Origin of the sequence: Nocardiopsis prasina DSM 43845 (assembly GCF_000341265.1) — a bacterium.
Lineage (GTDB): Bacteria > Actinomycetota > Actinomycetes > Streptosporangiales > Streptosporangiaceae > Nocardiopsis > Nocardiopsis prasina.
This window is the reverse complement of record NZ_ANAE01000156.1, coordinates 1-14,796: the sequence shown is the minus strand read 5'-3', so window position 1 is coordinate 14,796 and position 14,796 is coordinate 1. Positions and strand designations below refer to the sequence as shown.

13 protein-coding genes and 2 pseudogenes are annotated in these 14,796 nt (G+C 71.1%); 7 read left to right on the top strand and 8 right to left on the bottom strand.

Features of this window, described 5'->3' with window-relative positions; all coding sequences use genetic code 11:
• The 3 genes from glgX to D452_RS0117965 form a co-directional block, all read right to left on the bottom strand.
• Positions 1-1,211: glycogen debranching protein GlgX (gene glgX / locus D452_RS0117975; protein ID WP_017545535.1), on the bottom strand; the 1,211-nt coding region annotated here is incomplete at its 3' end.
• Between the two features lie 276 nt (positions 1,212-1,487).
• Positions 1,488-3,119 (bottom strand): acyl-CoA dehydrogenase family protein, encoded by a 1,632-nt coding sequence (locus D452_RS0117970; protein ID WP_017545534.1) that lies wholly within the window; start codon positions 3,117-3,119, stop codon positions 1,488-1,490.
• A gap of 147 nt (positions 3,120-3,266) precedes the next feature.
• A complete protein-coding gene (locus D452_RS0117965; RefSeq protein ID WP_017545533.1) occupies positions 3,267-3,935 on the bottom strand; it encodes a pyridoxine/pyridoxamine 5'-phosphate oxidase in 669 nt (222 codons plus the stop codon).
• A gap of 301 nt (positions 3,936-4,236) precedes the next feature.
• Here D452_RS0117965 and D452_RS0117960 point away from each other — a divergent pair, with 301 nt between their 5' ends.
• Positions 4,237-5,421, top strand: coding sequence for an MFS transporter (locus D452_RS0117960; RefSeq protein WP_017545532.1), 1,185 nt, complete (start codon positions 4,237-4,239; stop codon positions 5,419-5,421).
• A 90-nt stretch (positions 5,422-5,511) separates the two neighbouring features.
• Here D452_RS0117960 and D452_RS0117955 read toward each other — a convergent pair whose 3' ends face one another.
• The 5 genes from D452_RS0117955 to D452_RS31845 all read right to left on the bottom strand — a co-directional run bounded on the left by D452_RS0117955 (position 5,512) and on the right by D452_RS31845 (position 9,264).
• The gene (locus D452_RS0117955) at positions 5,512-6,303 is read right to left on the bottom strand and encodes a sirohydrochlorin chelatase (protein WP_017545531.1); all 792 of its coding nucleotides are present in this window, start codon (positions 6,301-6,303) and stop codon (positions 5,512-5,514) included.
• Positions 6,300-7,001 (bottom strand): phosphoadenylyl-sulfate reductase, encoded by a 702-nt coding sequence (locus D452_RS0117950; RefSeq protein WP_017545530.1) that lies wholly within the window; start codon positions 6,999-7,001, stop codon positions 6,300-6,302. Before D452_RS0117950 ends, D452_RS0117955 begins: the two co-directional genes overlap by 4 nt.
• Positions 6,998-7,204 (bottom strand): hypothetical protein, encoded by a 207-nt coding sequence (locus D452_RS0117945; RefSeq protein ID WP_017545529.1) that lies wholly within the window; start codon positions 7,202-7,204, stop codon positions 6,998-7,000. The genes D452_RS0117950 and D452_RS0117945 overlap by 4 nt, the downstream gene beginning before the upstream one ends.
• A gap of 91 nt (positions 7,205-7,295) precedes the next feature.
• On the bottom strand, positions 7,296-8,993 hold the full coding sequence (locus D452_RS0117940; RefSeq protein ID WP_017545528.1) for a nitrite/sulfite reductase: 1,698 nt from the start codon (positions 8,991-8,993) through the stop codon (positions 7,296-7,298).
• A 181-nt stretch (positions 8,994-9,174) separates the two neighbouring features.
• Complete coding sequence (locus D452_RS31845) at positions 9,175-9,264, bottom strand: putative leader peptide (protein WP_338042027.1); 90 nt, start codon at positions 9,262-9,264, stop codon at positions 9,175-9,177.
• Positions 9,265-9,381: 117 nt separating this feature from the next.
• Here D452_RS31845 and D452_RS28555 point away from each other — a divergent pair.
• The 6 genes and pseudogenes from D452_RS28555 to D452_RS30445 form a co-directional block, all read left to right on the top strand.
• Positions 9,382-10,408: pseudogene (locus D452_RS28555) on the top strand (YihY/virulence factor BrkB family protein).
• A gap of 173 nt (positions 10,409-10,581) precedes the next feature.
• Positions 10,582-11,352, top strand: a complete 771-nt coding sequence (locus D452_RS0117930; protein WP_017545526.1) for a hypothetical protein — start codon at positions 10,582-10,584, stop codon at positions 11,350-11,352.
• Positions 11,349-11,756, top strand: a complete 408-nt coding sequence (locus D452_RS0117925; protein WP_017545525.1) for a hypothetical protein — start codon at positions 11,349-11,351, stop codon at positions 11,754-11,756. Before D452_RS0117930 ends, D452_RS0117925 begins: the two co-directional genes overlap by 4 nt.
• Complete coding sequence (locus tag D452_RS0117920; RefSeq protein WP_017545524.1) at positions 11,753-12,514, top strand: hypothetical protein; 762 nt, start codon at positions 11,753-11,755, stop codon at positions 12,512-12,514. The genes D452_RS0117925 and D452_RS0117920 overlap by 4 nt, the downstream gene beginning before the upstream one ends.
• 387 nt (positions 12,515-12,901) lie before the next feature.
• Positions 12,902-14,377, top strand: coding sequence for a hypothetical protein (locus D452_RS0117915; RefSeq protein ID WP_017545523.1), 1,476 nt, complete (start codon positions 12,902-12,904; stop codon positions 14,375-14,377).
• 30 nt (positions 14,378-14,407) lie between these two features.
• Positions 14,408-14,796: pseudogene (locus tag D452_RS30445) on the top strand (hypothetical protein); the annotation flags it as partial.

The following is a 14,796-nucleotide window of genomic DNA, read 5'->3' as shown; positions in this document are numbered from 1 at the left end:
TTGCCGTTCCACTCGGTCCACAGCGGCGGGAAGTTCCCCACCTGGTAGCCGCCCGGTCCAACGTCCCAGGGTTCGGCGATCAGCTTGACCTGGGAGATCACCGGGTCCTGCTGGACGATGTCGAAGAACGTGCTCAGCCGGTCCACGTCGTGGAACTCACGGGCCAGGGCCGAGGCGAGGTCGAAGCGGAACCCGTCCACGTGCATCTCCAGGACCCAGTAGCGGAGCGAGTCCATGATGAGCTGCAACGAGTGCGGGTGGCGCACGTTCAGGCTGTTGCCGCAGCCCGTGTAGTCCAGGTAGTAGCGCTGGTCCTCGTCGCTGACCCGGTAGTAGCCGAGGTTGTCGATGCCCCGCCAGGACAGCGTGGGACCCATGTGGTCGCCCTCGGCGGTGTGGTTGTAGACCACGTCGAGCAGCACCTCGATGCCCGCCTCGTGCAGCGACTTCACCATGGCCTTGAACTCCTGCACCTGCTGGCCGCGCGAACCGCGCGCGGCGTACCCGCTGTGCGGGGCCAGGAAGGCCAGGGTGTTGTAGCCCCAGTAGTTGGTCAGCCCCCGGGCCACCATCGCGTGCTCGGGCACGAAGTGGTGGACGGGCATCAGCTCGACGGCGGTCACCCCCAGCGAGGTGAGGTAGTCGATGACCTCCGGGTGGGCCAGGCCCGAGTAGGTGCCCCTCTGGTGTTCGGGGATGGCCGGATGGCGCATCGTCAGTCCGCGCAGGTGCGCCTCGTAGATCACCGTCTGGTGGTACGGGGTGTTGGGGCGCGTCTCGTTGCCCCAGTCGAAGAACGGACTGACCACCACGCACTTGGGCACGTATCTCGCGCTGTCGGCCGTGTTCTTTCGGTCCGGGTCGGCGAAGTGGTAGCTGAAGAGCGATTCGTGCCAGGTGAGGTCGCCGTTGAGCGCCTTCGCGTAGGGATCGGTGAGCAGCTTGTTCGGGTTGCACCGCAACCCCTGGTCGGGCGCGTAGGGGCCGTGGACGCGGTACCCGTACTGCTGTCCCGGACCGACGCCGGGCAGGTACCCGTGCCAGACGAAGCCGTCGTATTCGGTCAGGGGTATGCGGGTCTCCTCGCCGTCGTCGTCGAACAGGCACAGGTCCACCTGTTCGGCCGCCTCGGAGAAGAGCGAGAAATTGGTGCCGGAACCGTCGTAGGTCGCACCGAGCGGATAGGAACTACCTGGCCACACTTCCACCATAGGCGTCGTCAGTCTCTAGGTTTCAGGGCCCGTAAGGGCGTTTTTGATGGTGACGACTTCTTTCTTCCGCTTCGGTCGCGGAAGTATGCCGAACTGGGCCGATGTTCGTTCTCGGACGCCCGTTCTGTGCTTTCTGTGGCTTATGTGCACGGCGGTGAAAGGGGCGGGAAAGGTGTTCGGGGGAATTCGGCCCGCGAACCGACGGTGCCGACCGCCCCACCATGGAGCGGTCGGCACACGGGTCACGGAGTCGGCGTAGGAGGCGGAGCCCGACGATCAGCGCCGGGGCCGAGCCCGGTCCAGAATCAGCTCCGTGTCCACGCCCCTGGGCAGCGTCCCGAACACGTGCCCCCACTCGCCGCCCAGCCGGGACACGGTGAACGCCTCGGCCACCGGGGTGGGCGCGTAGCGCAGCAGCACCGACGCCTGGAGAGTCAGCGCCATCAGTTCCACCACCGCGCGGGCCCGGTACTGGACCTCCTCCGGATCGCCCAGGGCCTGGCCCAGCCGCTTCAGAGCGGCGTCGTAGTGGTCGTCCGAGCCCGCGGCGGTGTCGAGTTCGGCCATGAAGGCCTCCACCGCCTCCGGCGCCCTCGCCATCGCCCGCAGCACGTCCAGCGCGGCCACGTTGCCCGAGCCCTCCCAGATGGAGTTGAGCGGCGAGTCCCGGAACAGGCGGGGCATGCCCGACTCCTCCACGTACCCGTTGCCGCCCAGGCACTCCAGGGCCTCCGCGGCGTGCACCGGCTGGCGCTTGGTCACCCAAAACTTGCCCACGGCCACGCCCAGACGGCGGAAGGCCGCCTCGCCCTCGTCGCCGCGCACCGCGCGGTCCACCGATCCGGCCAGCCGGGTCATGAGCGCGGTGGCTGCCTCCGACTCCAGGGCGAGGTCGGCCAGGACGTTGCGCATGAGCGGCTGGTCCACGAGCGGAGTGCCGAAGGCGCTCCGGGTCTCGGCGTGGTGCAGGGCCTGCACCACGGCGGCGCGCATGCCCGAGGCGGAACCGATCACGCAGTCCAGCCGGGTGCTGTTGACCATCTCGATGATGGTGGGCACGCCCCGGCCGGGTTCGCCGACCGCGTGGGCCACGGCACCGTCGTACTCCAGCTCGGCGGAGGCGTTCGACCTGTTGCCCAGCTTGTCCTTGAGCCGCTGGACGAACATCCGGTTCCGGGAGCCGTCGGGCAGGACCCGCGGCACCAGGAAGCAGGTCAGTCCCTCGGGAGCCTGCGCGAGGGTCAGGAACACGTCGCTCATGGGCGCGGAGGTGAACCACTTGTGACCCGTGAGCAGGTGGTGGCCCTCAGGCGTGGGCACGGCCCGCGTGGTGTTGGCGCGCACGTCCGAGCCGCCCTGCTTCTCGGTCATCGACATACCCGCGAGGAGACCCCGCTTGGTCAGCGGCGACCGCAGCCCGAAGTCGTAGGAGCGCGCGGTGAGCAGCGGCTCGTACCGCGCGGCCAGCTCGGGGGAGTGGCGCAGCGCCGGGACGGAGGCGTAGGTCATGGAGATCGGACATCCGTGACCGCTCTCCGCCTGCGACCACAGGAAGAACTTGGCCGCGCGGGCCACGTGGGCGCCCTCGCGCCCGTCCGCCCAGGGCGCGGCGTGCAGACCGTGCTCCACGGCCTGGTCCATGAGCACGTGGTAGGCGGGCTGGTAGTCGACCTCGTCCACGCGGTGGCCGTAGCGGTCGTGGGTGCGCAGGACCGGGGGGTAGGCGTTGGCGGACTCGCCCCACGCGCGCACGCGCTCGGATCCCGCCGCGTCGCCGATCTCGCGGACGTCGGCCTCCGCCCAGCCCGCGCCCTCGCGGCGCAGGCCCTCCAGGAGGGCGGGGTCGTCGGCGGCGCTGTAGTCACCGAGCGGAGTGGCCTGGTTGAACACTTCGTGTGTGTCGGGCATTCCGGCTCCGATCCTGGTTCGGGGGTGGACGGGTGCGGGAATCCTATCCCTGCCCGGAACCCCCCGACCGAAGCCGGTTCGGTGACGTCCGCGCGACGCTCTTCCCGGTCCGCTCCTGCTCAGGCGTACGCGCGCGGGGCGCCCGGTTCAGGGCCACAGGAGTCCGCGCTCCCAGGGGGCCGAGACGTTCTCGCGCCGGTACCGCAGACGGGTGTGGCGCCGGTCGGGGTCCGCCTGCCAGAACTCGATCTCGGTGGGTGCGAGCCGGTACAGGCCCCAGTGGTCGGGCACCAGTCCGGGGTCGGCCTCCAACCGGGCGCGGCTCTCCTCGGCGGTCGTGTGGATGGTCTCCAGGCTGTCCAGGGGCTGGCTCTGGCGTCCGTGCAGGCCCGCCACCCGGCCCTCCAGCGAGCGGGCGGTGAAGTCGGCCGCGCGCTCCTCGGATCCGGCCAGTTCCACGGGGCCGCGCAGCCGTATCTGACGCCCCTGGAGCCCCCAGAAGAAGAGGAGCGCGGCCTTCGGGTTCCGCGCGAGTTCCCGCCCCTTGACGGAGGTCGTGGTGGTCGCGAACGACCACCCCTCGGCAGTGAGGTCCTTCAGGATGAGGACGCGCGCCGAGGGCGCCCCGTCGGCGTCAGCCGTGGCCACCGTCATCGCGTGCGGCTCGGGCACGCCCGCCTCGATGGCCTCGCCCAGCCACTCCACGAACAGGTCCACCGGGTCGTCCGGGGCGGCGGAGGGGTCGAAGGCCGCCATGGGCCCAGCGAAGACCCGCAGTCCGCGCAGCATGTCCCGGATTCCGTCCCGCCCGGCCATCGCACACTCCGTCCGCTCGGTTCCAGTACCCCGAACCTACTCAACCGGCGCCGGGAACGGGCGCCGACCGCCCGACCGCCGGCTGGTTCCGACCGGCGCCACCACCCCGCGCACGGCTTCTCCGACGTGGCCCCCAGAAACCCGCCGCCACCCGTGAGGCGAACCCGGGACCCCCGGCACGCCTCCCTGACCGGCCCCTTCGATACGATGCCCGACGCCGTACGACACCCCGCTCGTGTCATCATCCCGTCACGGGACGAATCCGCGAGGTGTCCACACAGGACACGCCGCGAGGGGGACCATGACGGACTCGGGACCGACGGAACGCTCCCGGTGGCTCTGGGGACTGCTGGGCAGCGTGGTCCTCACCCACACCGCGCTCAACCTCGTCCGCCCCCTCATCTCCTACCGCACCATCGCCGTAGGCGGGGAGGCCGTCGAGGTCGGGCTGGTCACCGCCGCCTATGCCCTGCTTCCCCTGGTGATCGCGGTGTCCCTGGGCCGCTTCACCGACCGCGCGGCGCGCATCGCATGGATCGCGGGCCTGGGCTCGGTCATCCTGGCCGTGGGAAGCCTGTTCCTGGCCGGTTCCGGTGGGCTGCTCGGCCTGGCCCTGGCCAGCACGGTCGTGGGCGTCGGCCACCTGTTGTGCATGGTCTCCGCCCAGGCCCTCATCGCCCGCTACTCGCGCCCCGAACACCTGGACCGCGACTTCGGCTGGTTCACCGCCGCGGCCTCCCTGGGCCAGCTCGCCGGACCACTGATCTCCGGGGCCATCCTCGCCGACGCCTCGGGAGCGGAACTGCTCTCCGCGACCTCCACCGCGCTGCTGGTGGCCGGGGTCGTCGCCGCCCTCGGAGGCCTGCCGCTGATCCCCCTGGCGCGGCTGCGCCCGATGAGGCGCACCGCCGAGCAGAGGGCCGCGCCCCCGGTCCCCACCCGGGACCTCCTGCGCCGCCGCCGCATGCCCTCGGCCCTGTTCACCAGCCTGGCGCTGCTGACCGCCGTGGACATCCTCACGGCCTACCTGCCGCTCATCGCCGAGAGCCGGGGACTGTCCCCCATGCTCGTCGGCGTCCTGTTGAGCATGCGCGCCGGTGCCTCGCTGCTCTCACGCCTCACACTGCCGTGGATGCGGCGCCGGTGGTCGCGCAAGGCGTTGGTCGTCACCAGCACCGCGGTCGCCGCCGTCTCGCTCACCCTGGTGGCGCTGCCCCTGGGCGGGTTCGCCGTCCTGGCGGCGGTGCTGGTCGTGGGCGGCTTCCTGCTCGGTCTGGGACAGCCCCTGACCATGGCCCAGGTCACCACCCTGGCCCCGGAGGGCGCCCGAGGGGCCGCCCTGGCCCTGCGCATCTGGGGCAACCGCGTGGGCCAGGTCGCCGTACCCGCCGCGGCCGCCGGCGTCGCGGGCGCGGTGGGAGCCCCGGGCGCGCTGCTGTTCTCCGCCGCGATCCTGCTCGCAGCGGCGGTCACCGCCGCCGCCTGACCCGGCCGCCGACGNNNNCGCGGGGCGGCCCCCCGCCGGTCGGGAACAGGTGAGGGCGGGCGGCACCGTGGGCCGCCCGCCCCCGATCCCTCACGGTCGTGCGGCCGACTCCCGCACGGGGGAGTGCCGGGCCGCGACCGCCGCGTCATAGCGCTCCAGCGCCACACGGGCGAGCTCGGGCACGTCCCCGAGGGAGTCGGCGACCACCGACGCCCCCGCCGTCGTCGACTGCTCACGCACCCGGTCGGAGAAGAAACCGGGAGCCAGCAGGTAGCCGCTCACCGCCACGCGCCGGTGGCCGCGCTCCAGCAACTCCCGCACCGCCCGGCCCGGGCTCGGCTCGGACGCCGAGGCGTAGGCGGCCACCACCTCGCCCCACGGGCCCCGCTCCGCGAGCTCGTCCGCCATTGCCCGGATCACCGCGTTGGCCCCGGCGTCACTCGACCCGGCCGAGGCCAGCACCAGCGCCGTCCCCGGCTCGGCGCGGGCCCCCGCCTCTGCCAGACGCCGCTCCACCGCGTCCAACAGCAGCGGGTGCGGGCCCAGCGTGTCGGCGTAGTGCAGCCGCAGCCACGGGCCGCGCTCACGCGCCCGGTCGAGCACCGACGGCAGGTCCACCTTGCTGTGGAAGGCCGCCGTCAGCAGGGCGGGCAGGACCACGACCTCACCGGCACCGCCGGAGGCCAGCTCGTCCAGGGCCTCCTCCGCGCCGGGGGCCACGTGGTCCAGGTACGACAGGCGCACTTCCAGCCCGGGCCGCAGCGCACGCACCCGATCGAAGACGGCCGAGACCGCCTCGGCCGACCTCGGGTCCCGGCTCCCGTGCGCCACCGCCAGCAGCGGGACCGCGGTGCCCGGTCCGGACCCCGCACCGGCACTCATACGTGGATTCCGCACTCGGTCTTGCCGGTCCCGGCCCAGCGGCCGCTACGGGGGTCCTCGCCCGGCTCCACGCGACGGGTGCACGGCTCGCAGCCGATCGAGGGGAACCCGTCGTACTGGAGCGGGTTCACCATGACCCCGTGCTCGGACATGTAGGCGTCCACCTCCTCCTGGGTCCACCGGGCGATCGGGTTGACCTTGGTCATCCGCCGACGCCGGTCCCACTGCACCACCGGGGTGTCCCGGCGGGTCACCGAGTCCTCCCGGCGCAGCCCCGTCAGCCACGCCGAGTACGGTTCCAACGCCCGCTGGAGGGGTTCCACCTTGCGCAGGTGGCAGCAGATGCCGGGGTCGCGCCCGTGCAGCCGGGGGCCCAGGGCCAGGTCCTGCTCGGCCACGGTCCGCAGCGGCTCCACGGTGATCAGGTTGACGTCGTACACGGAGGCCACGGCGTCACGGGTGCCGATGGTCTCGGGGAAGTGGTAGCCGGTGTCCAGGAAGATCACGTCGATCCCCGGAGCGGCCCTGGACGCCAGGTCCACCATGAGCGCGTCCGCCATGGAGGAGGTCATGCAGAGTTCGGAGCCGAAGGTCTCGGCCGCCCAGGCGATGATCTCCGGGGCCGAGGCCTCCTCCAGCTCACGGGCGGCCCGCGCGGCCGACTCCGGTCCGCCGGTCTTGGCGATGGTGGCGTTCATTCGTTGCCTTCCGTCGGTCTGGAGGGGGCTCCGCCCGCGGAGAACGAGGCGGAGCGCAGGCCCACGTACTTGACTCGGAACACCCGGGCGCACGACAGGCAGGCCCAGGGGTAGCCCTCACCCTTGACGGCGGCGCCCTCCTCGGGCATCAGGTCCTCGTCGCCGCAGTAGGGGCAGTAGTAAGGCGCGGCCCTTTCGGACACGGCGCACCTCTTCCTTCCGGTGGACCCGGCCCGGGTCAGGGGGTCGGGCGGGCCCGGGCGCGCACCGCCCGGGCCTCTGGGTGTCAGGTGGTCACTTCAGGTCCGCGTCGTCCGCGCGGCCCGCCCAGGCGGCGAAGTTCTCGCCGTCCTCGCGCTGCTCCTGGAAGCGCCGGAGCACCCGCTCGACGTAGTCGGGGAGATCGTCGGCGGTCGTCTTCAGCCCGCGGATCTTCTTGCCGAAGGCCTGGGTCAGCCCCATGCCGCCGCCCAGGTGGATCTGGTAGCCCTCCACCTGCTCACCCCGGTCGTTCATGACCAGCTGGCCCTTGAGACCGATGTCGGCGACCTGGATGCGCGCGCAGGAGTTCGGGCAGCCGTTGACGTTGATGGTCACCGGCTCCTCGAAGTCCGGAAGCCGCTTCTCCAGCTCGTCGATGAGGGTGGCCGCGCGGCCCTTGGTCTCCACGATCGCCAGCTTGCAGAACTCGATGCCGGTGCAGGCCATGGTCTGACGGCGGAACACGCTCGGGTTGACCTGGAAGTCCTCGGCCTCCAGCGCGGCCGTGATCGACGGGAGCCGCTCCTCCTCGATGTCGAGGATGACCAGCTTCTGGTCGGCGGTGGTGCGGATGCGGTCCGACCCGTGCTCCTCGGCGATCTCGGCGACCCGCAGCAGCGAGGCGCCCGAGACCCGGCCCACCTTGGGCGCGAAGCCCACATAGAACCGTCCGTCGCGCTGGCGGTGCACGCCCACGTGGTCGCGGCGCACCCCCGGGTCCAGCACGGGACCGGGGCCGTCGGGGAGCGCGTAGCCGAGGTACTCCCGCTCCAGGACCTCCCGGAACCTCTCCGCGCCCCACTCCTTGATGAGGAACTTGATCCGGGCACGCGTGCGCAGGCGCCGGAAACCGTAGTCGCGGAAGATCCCGCAGACCCCGGCCCACACCTCGCTCACCTGGTCCGGGCGCACGAAGGCGCCCAGCCGCTGCGCGAACATCGGGTTGGTGGACAGACCGCCGCCGACGAACAGGTCGTACCCGGCCTCGCCCGCCTCGTCGCGCACGCCCACGAAGGCGATGTCGTTGATCTCGTGGTTCACGCAGTGCACGGTGCACCCGGACAGAGACGACTTGAACTTGCGGGGCAGGTTCGAGAACAGCGGACTGCCGATGTGCTCGTCGTAGATCTGCTCGATCTGCGCGGTGGGGTCCAGGACCTCGTCCTCGGCCACTCCGGCCAGCGGGCAGCCCAGGATCACGCGCGGGGTGTCCCCGCAGGCCTCCGTCGTGGACAGCCCCACGGACTCCAGCTTCTCCCAGATCGCGGGGACGTCCTCCACGCGGATCCAGTGGTACTGCACGTTCTGCCGGTCGGTGATGTCGGCGGTGTCGCGTCCGTAGTCACGGGAGACCTCCGCGACCGCGCGCAGCTGGGCCGCCGACAACTGGCCGCCGTCAATGCGCACGCGCAGCATGAAGTAGCGGTCGTCGAGTTCCTCGGGCTCCAGCACGGCCGTCTTGCCGCCGTCGATGCCCGGGGCACGCTGCGTGTAGAGGCCGAACCAGCGAAAGCGCCCACGGAGGTCGGCCGGGTCGATGGAGTCGAACCCGCCCTTCGCGTAGACGTTGATGATCCGATCGCGGACGTTGAGCCCGTCGTCGTTCTTCTTGTTCTCCTCGTTCTTGTTCAGCGGTTCGCGGTAGCCGAGGGCCCACTGGCCCTCACCACGGCGGCGCTTGGGTTTGGCTGCCGTGGGTGGCTTGCCGGGCTGCGCGGAAGAGGGAGGCATCGCGGGTGTCTCCGTTGGGGTCGCGGGGTGCTCACGATCCCGGCGCCCGCACCACTGGCCCGTGGACACCGCACGTCGTCGTGGCTGGTGTCACGGGTGAAGCCCGTGTGGGAGTTGAAGGAAGAGGGGGAGCGCCGGGGCCGCGCGCACCCCTGAGGGTGCGTCAAAAGGCGGCGAGAAGTTATCCGACGCTGCAACAGATGGCGCTGCTGACCCGCAGGAAGTCCACGTGGCGGCGCACGCGGAGCATGGGGTCGAGAACAGCGTTCATGTTTCGAGAATGGCACGGGCGTCCGGCGCTTGTCCAGGCGTGCCGATCGGGCCCGAATGTGAGTCACGTCATGCCGCGATGGTGCCGACCGTCCTGAGGAGCGCTAACGTTCTCCCTGTGGTGGGATTCTGGGAAAGCCTGTGGCGCATGGTCGACGCCTGGCTCAGACGCCATCCCGCCTTCCGCAGCGGCACGCTGCTCGTGCTGCGCACCATCCGCGCCTTCTCCCGTGACCGGGTCGTCGGCCTGGCCGCCGAGTCGGCCTTCTTCGCGCTGATCTCCCTCCCCGCGCTGCTGCTCTGTCTCCTGGGCGCCCTGGGGCCGCTGGCCATGGTGTTCGGGGAGGACCTCGTGGTGGAGATCCGCGAGTGGATGCTGGACCTGGCGGCGCGCATCCTGACCCCCGCCACCGTCGAGAGCGTGGTGGAGCCGCTGGTCGACGACTTCCTCGGCGGCGTCCCGGGCGGCGTCCTCTCCGTCACCTTCCTGGTGTCCCTGTGGTCGGGTTCGCGGGCGATGAACGTCTTCATCCGCTCCATCACCATCTCCTACGGCCTGGACGAACTGCGCGGCTGGCTGTGGCAGCGGGTGCTCGCCTTCTTCGCCTACCTGGGAGGCTTGTTGTTCGCGGTCCTGGTGCTGCCGGTGATGGTGGCCGGACCCGACATCGTCCACGATCTGCTGCCGCTCACCGTCGGCCGCCTCAACCTCTTCTACTGGCCGCTGGTGGCCCTGCTCGTCACCGCCGCCGTCACGTTGCTCTACGCGCTCAGCGTCCCCGTCCGCACCCCGCTGTGGCGGCACCTGCCCGGGGCGCTCCTGGCCACCCTCGTGCTCCTGGCCGGTTCGGCCGGCCTGCGCGCCTACCTGGACGCCTCCTTCGGACAGGTGAGCATCTACGGCTCGCTGTCCGCCCCCATCGCGATCCTGGCGTGGCTGTACGTCATGGCGATCGCCGTGCTGGTGGGGTCCTCGCTCAACTCCGAGATCGACGCCCTGTGGCCCACGGTGCGCACCGCATCCGCCCGCGCGGAACTCGCCAACCGCCACTTCGAGNAACCCCCCCCCCCGCCACTTCGAGCGGGCCGACCGGCTCGCCCAGCGGCGGGAGCAGGCGGTCATCGACACCCTCAACGGGCGCTGACCAGAAACGGCCAAAGGGACCGTTAAGCCGGGAATGTCAGTATTTTGACTGTGTCCGGCGGGAGGCCGCGAACCCGCCGCCCCGAGCCTGGACAGTCCCCTGAAAGGCCCCCAGTGCCCTCCCCTTCCGGGCCCCCGATCCACGCGTCCTCGCGCCTCGGAATCGGTTCGATCATGGCCGCGATTCTCTGCGTCACCCTGTGGTTCACCCTCACCACGGGTCACCCCCTTCACCACGGCTCCACCAACCTCCTCGCTCTGGCCTTCTCCAGCTTGTGCGTCCTGTACCTGGCGGCCCTGCCCCAGCGCCCCGGAGCTCCCTCGGCGCGACCGGAACAGGCCATCGCCTTCGTCTGGATGCCGTGGCTGGTGGCGGTGATCCCCCTGTCCCTGGTGTTCTCCGAAACGGGGCTCCTCCCGTGGCTCTGGCCGCTCCTCCTGCTTCCGCTCACGGCTCTGTTCCTGGCCTTCCTCGCCACCCGGGCCCACCGCCGCCCGGTCCCGGAGGCACCCCGCGGGTACTCGACGGCCGCGTCGCAGAGCTTCTGTACCGCCGTCGTGGCCGCCGCTCTGGTGAGCTTCTTGGTGTACACGATCCTCACCAACGGATCCATCAACCAGAGCCGCCCCTTCTTCGTGCTCATGCTGTTCGCTCTGGTGGCGGTGCTGGTCGGGCAGATCCTCGCCGCGATCGCCCCGGCCCTGCCCGGCCGGTTCGCCGGGACACTGAGGCCGCCGGTCGTCAGCGTCGTCTTCGTCTGGCTGGCCTGGCCCATGGCTCTGGTCGCGGCGCTGCCGACCGCACTGAACCTGATCCACCCGCTCGGAGTCCCGTCACTCTGGCCCCTCGCCCTGTTCCCACTGGGCGCCACGGGCTTCGCTGTCCTGAGTACCCGCGCCTACCTGTGGGAACGTGCCGAACTCGGGAAGGGGACCGACAAATGAGGTCCTCGTACCTGTTTGGCCTGTACGCCTTTCTGGGGACCCTGGTCGTGACGCCCACCTCCGGTGGACACCTGCACTTCACCAGCGCGGGGGTCTTCGCCGTGCTGCTCCTCTTCGCGGTCGGTCACGCCTTCGAGTGCGGCCGTACGCAGCCGCCGCGGGCGACGAGGGACGAGCTGGGGAACTGGGGCATGGGCGTCGCCTGGGCGGTGTACCCGGCCTTCCTCCCCGTCGCTGTCTGGAGCCTGTTCTGGTACCAGACCTGGGACCCGGTCCCGGTGCTGGTGGTCTGCCTCGTCTCCTACGCGCTGTCCTTCGTGCTCCGTGTCCGCGAGAACCGCGCCATCGCCGCCCTGGGGCAGAACGGGCTCCGGGCTCCTGCATCGCTGGGGGAGGGCCGATGAGACTCTCCGCCGTGTTCCTCGTGGGCAGCGTCCTCTCCCTGGCGACAGCCTTCTTCCTGGGCTTCTGGGGCGCTCCGTTCGTCGTCGTGCAGATCGTCGGTTGGGTCCTCGGCGCCATGTGCGTGTTCCTGGTCCGGATAGCGTTCCTGGTCTCGCCCGCCGAGGACGAGCGGGAGCGGCGCGCGGCTGGTGACCTCCACCGACTGCTGTTGGGCATCGGGTCACACCTCCTGTGCGGGCCGCTCCTGCTCGCCACTGTGGCCACCGTCGTCTGGCGCGGCTCCTGGGAGGTGTGCTTCCTCCTGGCGTTCACCGTCCCCCTGTACGCCCTGGCGATCGTCTGCCAGGTGCGGGAGTCCGGGGCGGCGCCCCCGCCCGGGCCGGGGCCGATGATCGTCGGCTGGGGCGCGCACGTGACGCCGACTCCGGGGTGGGCCGTTCTTTACCTGGGCGTTCCCGTCCAGCGCCCGGGGGGACTGAACACGCTGAACCCGCGGTTCCAGGTGGACGGCGAGAACGTCGTCAGTCTGGCGGCGGGCCAGTGGGCGACGGTCGTGGTGGCTCCGGGGCGGCGCCGGGTCCGCGCTCTCCTCGCCCTGCAACGCTCGGCGCCACTGGAGGTCGACCTGCGTCCCGGGGAGGAGGCGCACGTCGAGCTGCGTTACCGGCCCAACCCGTTGACGAGCGGAGGGCGTCGGACACTGGACCTGCACAGGGTCGGCCCACGCGACCCCCGTCCGTCCACGCGACCTGCGTGAGCGGTGGGAGTCCGGTTCAACCGAGGACCCCCTGGCCAGATCCGGCCAATTTCGGCGTGAACCTGATCGCCTTTTGGGGTGTCCTCTCCAGCGTGAGCAAGTCGCGCCGGGCGGGTCCCGTGACCTCCTCCGCAAGTCACAGCAGGTCACCGGTCCCGTGGGGCGAACTCGAACAGGTGAGGCGGGACTGGTGCCCGGTTCCTTCTCGATGAAACGGAGTGAACATCCTCTGAGACGGTCAGTATCATCACGTGCAGCATTGACTACTCGTGTGCCGTTTGACCCCCGCTTGCGGATCCCGTCGCGCCGCGACCGACCGTCATCGCTGATCGTCCCCCTGCTCCCGTACACGAACAGGTTCACGTTCCCCATGCCTTCGGAGGCACCATGAGCCGGGCGTCCCGTCCGGAGCACCCCCGGCCAACCGCGGTCATCGTCATCGCGCCCGACGAACTCAGCGCCGAGATCGTCATCGAGGGACACCGCCAGGTCGTGAGCGGCCTGGCTCCCAAGGAGACGCGGCGCGCGGCGCTGGACGTCGCCACGGGCTACGCCGCCCGGATCGGGCAGCCGGTACTGGTCGACGCGCGTGACGCCAACGGTTACTGGCGTCTGGTCGCGACCCCCTCGGGGGTCGTGCAGGCGGCGGACCAGGCCCTCTCGGACCGTCCGCAGCCGCCTATCCCGGGCACGCCCCAGGGCGGTCAGACGCCTCCGGGACATCCTCCGGCGGCCGGGAAGGAGAGAGGCGGCGGCAGGAAGGTCCTCATCGGGGGAGCGGCGGTGCTCGCTCTGCTGCTCGTCGTCGGTGGCGGAGTGGTCGTCACCCGATTCCTGCCCGGTGTCTCCACGGCGACGGAGGACGACGGGGCCGACGACCCCGCGGTCGCCCTGGAGTTCGAGGCCCCGCCGGGGTACGCGCCCACGGTCGACTTCTCCGAGGAGCTCGCTCCGGAGACCCAGCCCGGGATCAGCCGCGACGGTCTCTTCCTCGCCTACATCGACCCCGGAGAGCAACTCAACCTCCTCGCCGAGGACGGCTCGCGCGAGTGGTCGGTGGAACTGCCCTTCGAAGCGGGTGCCGGGCTCGGCGCACCCCGGTTCGTGGAGTACGGCAGCGAGGACGCCATCGCGATGGAGACCGCCGACACCCTGTGGTTCTGGCCCGTTTCCGGCGCCGGCCCCACCAGCATCACGCTCCCCGAGTCCGGCTCCGCCCGGTACGCGGGTGACTCCGTCCTGGTCCGCACCGACGAGACCTCCTACCTGCCCATCGACGGAGAGCTGGAGGAGTTCGAGGCTCCGGGCAGCTCGGAGCCGATGCTCGCGGCCGACGACCGCGCCCTGACCGCCGTGGTGAACGGCCCCTGGCAGTGGGTCGAGCCCGGCGGCGGGGAGCAGGAGGTCCACGCCGACCGTCCCGACGGCGCGGGTGACATGGAGGGCGTGGTCACCGCCCTGCGCGAGTACGTGATCGTCCGCTGGGAAGCGCAGCGGGGCGAAGGTTCGCTCCTGGCCTTCCACGACCGCGAGGACGGCGCCGTCCTCGGCGCGGCGGAGATCGAGGAGGACGCCCTGGAGGGCGTCAGCCACCTCTCCGCGCCGATCGGAGTCGACCTGGTCGCCTACGGCCCGGTGCTGTTCTCACCGGCCACCGGTGAGACCGCCGTGGTTCCGGGCTTCACACCCGAGGCGACGGTCGGTGCCCAGGTCTTCGGTGAACTGGACGGCGAACGGGTGGCGCTGGACGCCGCCGGTGAGCCCTCCGAGGTTCCCGAGGACACCCAGACTCCGCGCGGCCTTCTCGGCGACCGCGCGGTGGTGGTCCACGAGGGCCACCTGTATGCCATTCCCCCTGAGTAGTTCATTTCGCAAGCGAAAGAAAGGAGTGGGATGTCCCTTAAGAAGCGGGTCTTCACGGTCACTGCGGCCGGCCTTTTCATGGCTGGTTTCTCGGTGACTCCGGCCTTCGCGGCCGAGACCGCGGACGAGACCGTCCCCGATGTCACGCCCGAGGCCGCCCCGGTGACGCTTCAGGAGTCGGCTCCGGCCCCTGCGGCTGACCCCGTGGTCGAGGTCGCTCCCATCGTGGAGCAGGCCTTCGAAGAGGTCACCACGTTCCCGGCGTTCGACCTGCCGCCGCTCTTCCCCGACCCGGGTGACGGCGGGGAGGACCCGGGCAACCCTGACCCGGGCCCGATCGATCCCCCGGACCCGGGTGACGGCGGTGACCCCGGTGACGACGACGGCGACGACGGCGGCGACCCCGGTGAAGACGACGG

Bases quoted from the DNA above. Each gene is read 5' to 3' on its own strand.
- D452_RS0117970 (WP_017545534.1), bottom strand. From the start codon at position 3,119: ATGCCCGACACACACGAAGTGTTCAACCAGGCCACTCCGCTCGGTGAC.
- D452_RS0117965 (WP_017545533.1), bottom strand. From the start codon at position 3,935: ATGGCCGGGCGGGACGGAATCCGGGACATGCTGCGCGGACTGCGGGTC.
- D452_RS0117960 (WP_017545532.1), top strand. From the start codon at position 4,237: ATGACGGACTCGGGACCGACGGAACGCTCCCGGTGGCTCTGGGGACTG.
- D452_RS0117955 (WP_017545531.1), bottom strand. From the start codon at position 6,303: ATGAGTGCCGGTGCGGGGTCCGGACCGGGCACCGCGGTCCCGCTGCTG.
- D452_RS0117950 (WP_017545530.1), bottom strand. From the start codon at position 7,001: ATGAACGCCACCATCGCCAAGACCGGCGGACCGGAGTCGGCCGCGCGG.
- D452_RS0117940 (WP_017545528.1), bottom strand. From the start codon at position 8,993: ATGCCTCCCTCTTCCGCGCAGCCCGGCAAGCCACCCACGGCAGCCAAA.
- D452_RS31845 (WP_338042027.1), bottom strand. From the start codon at position 9,264: ATGAACGCTGTTCTCGACCCCATGCTCCGCGTGCGCCGCCACGTGGAC.
- D452_RS0117930 (WP_017545526.1), top strand. From the start codon at position 10,582: ATGGCCGCGATTCTCTGCGTCACCCTGTGGTTCACCCTCACCACGGGT.
- D452_RS0117925 (WP_017545525.1), top strand. From the start codon at position 11,349: ATGAGGTCCTCGTACCTGTTTGGCCTGTACGCCTTTCTGGGGACCCTG.
- D452_RS0117920 (WP_017545524.1), top strand. From the start codon at position 11,753: ATGAGACTCTCCGCCGTGTTCCTCGTGGGCAGCGTCCTCTCCCTGGCG.
- D452_RS0117915 (WP_017545523.1), top strand. From the start codon at position 12,902: ATGAGCCGGGCGTCCCGTCCGGAGCACCCCCGGCCAACCGCGGTCATC.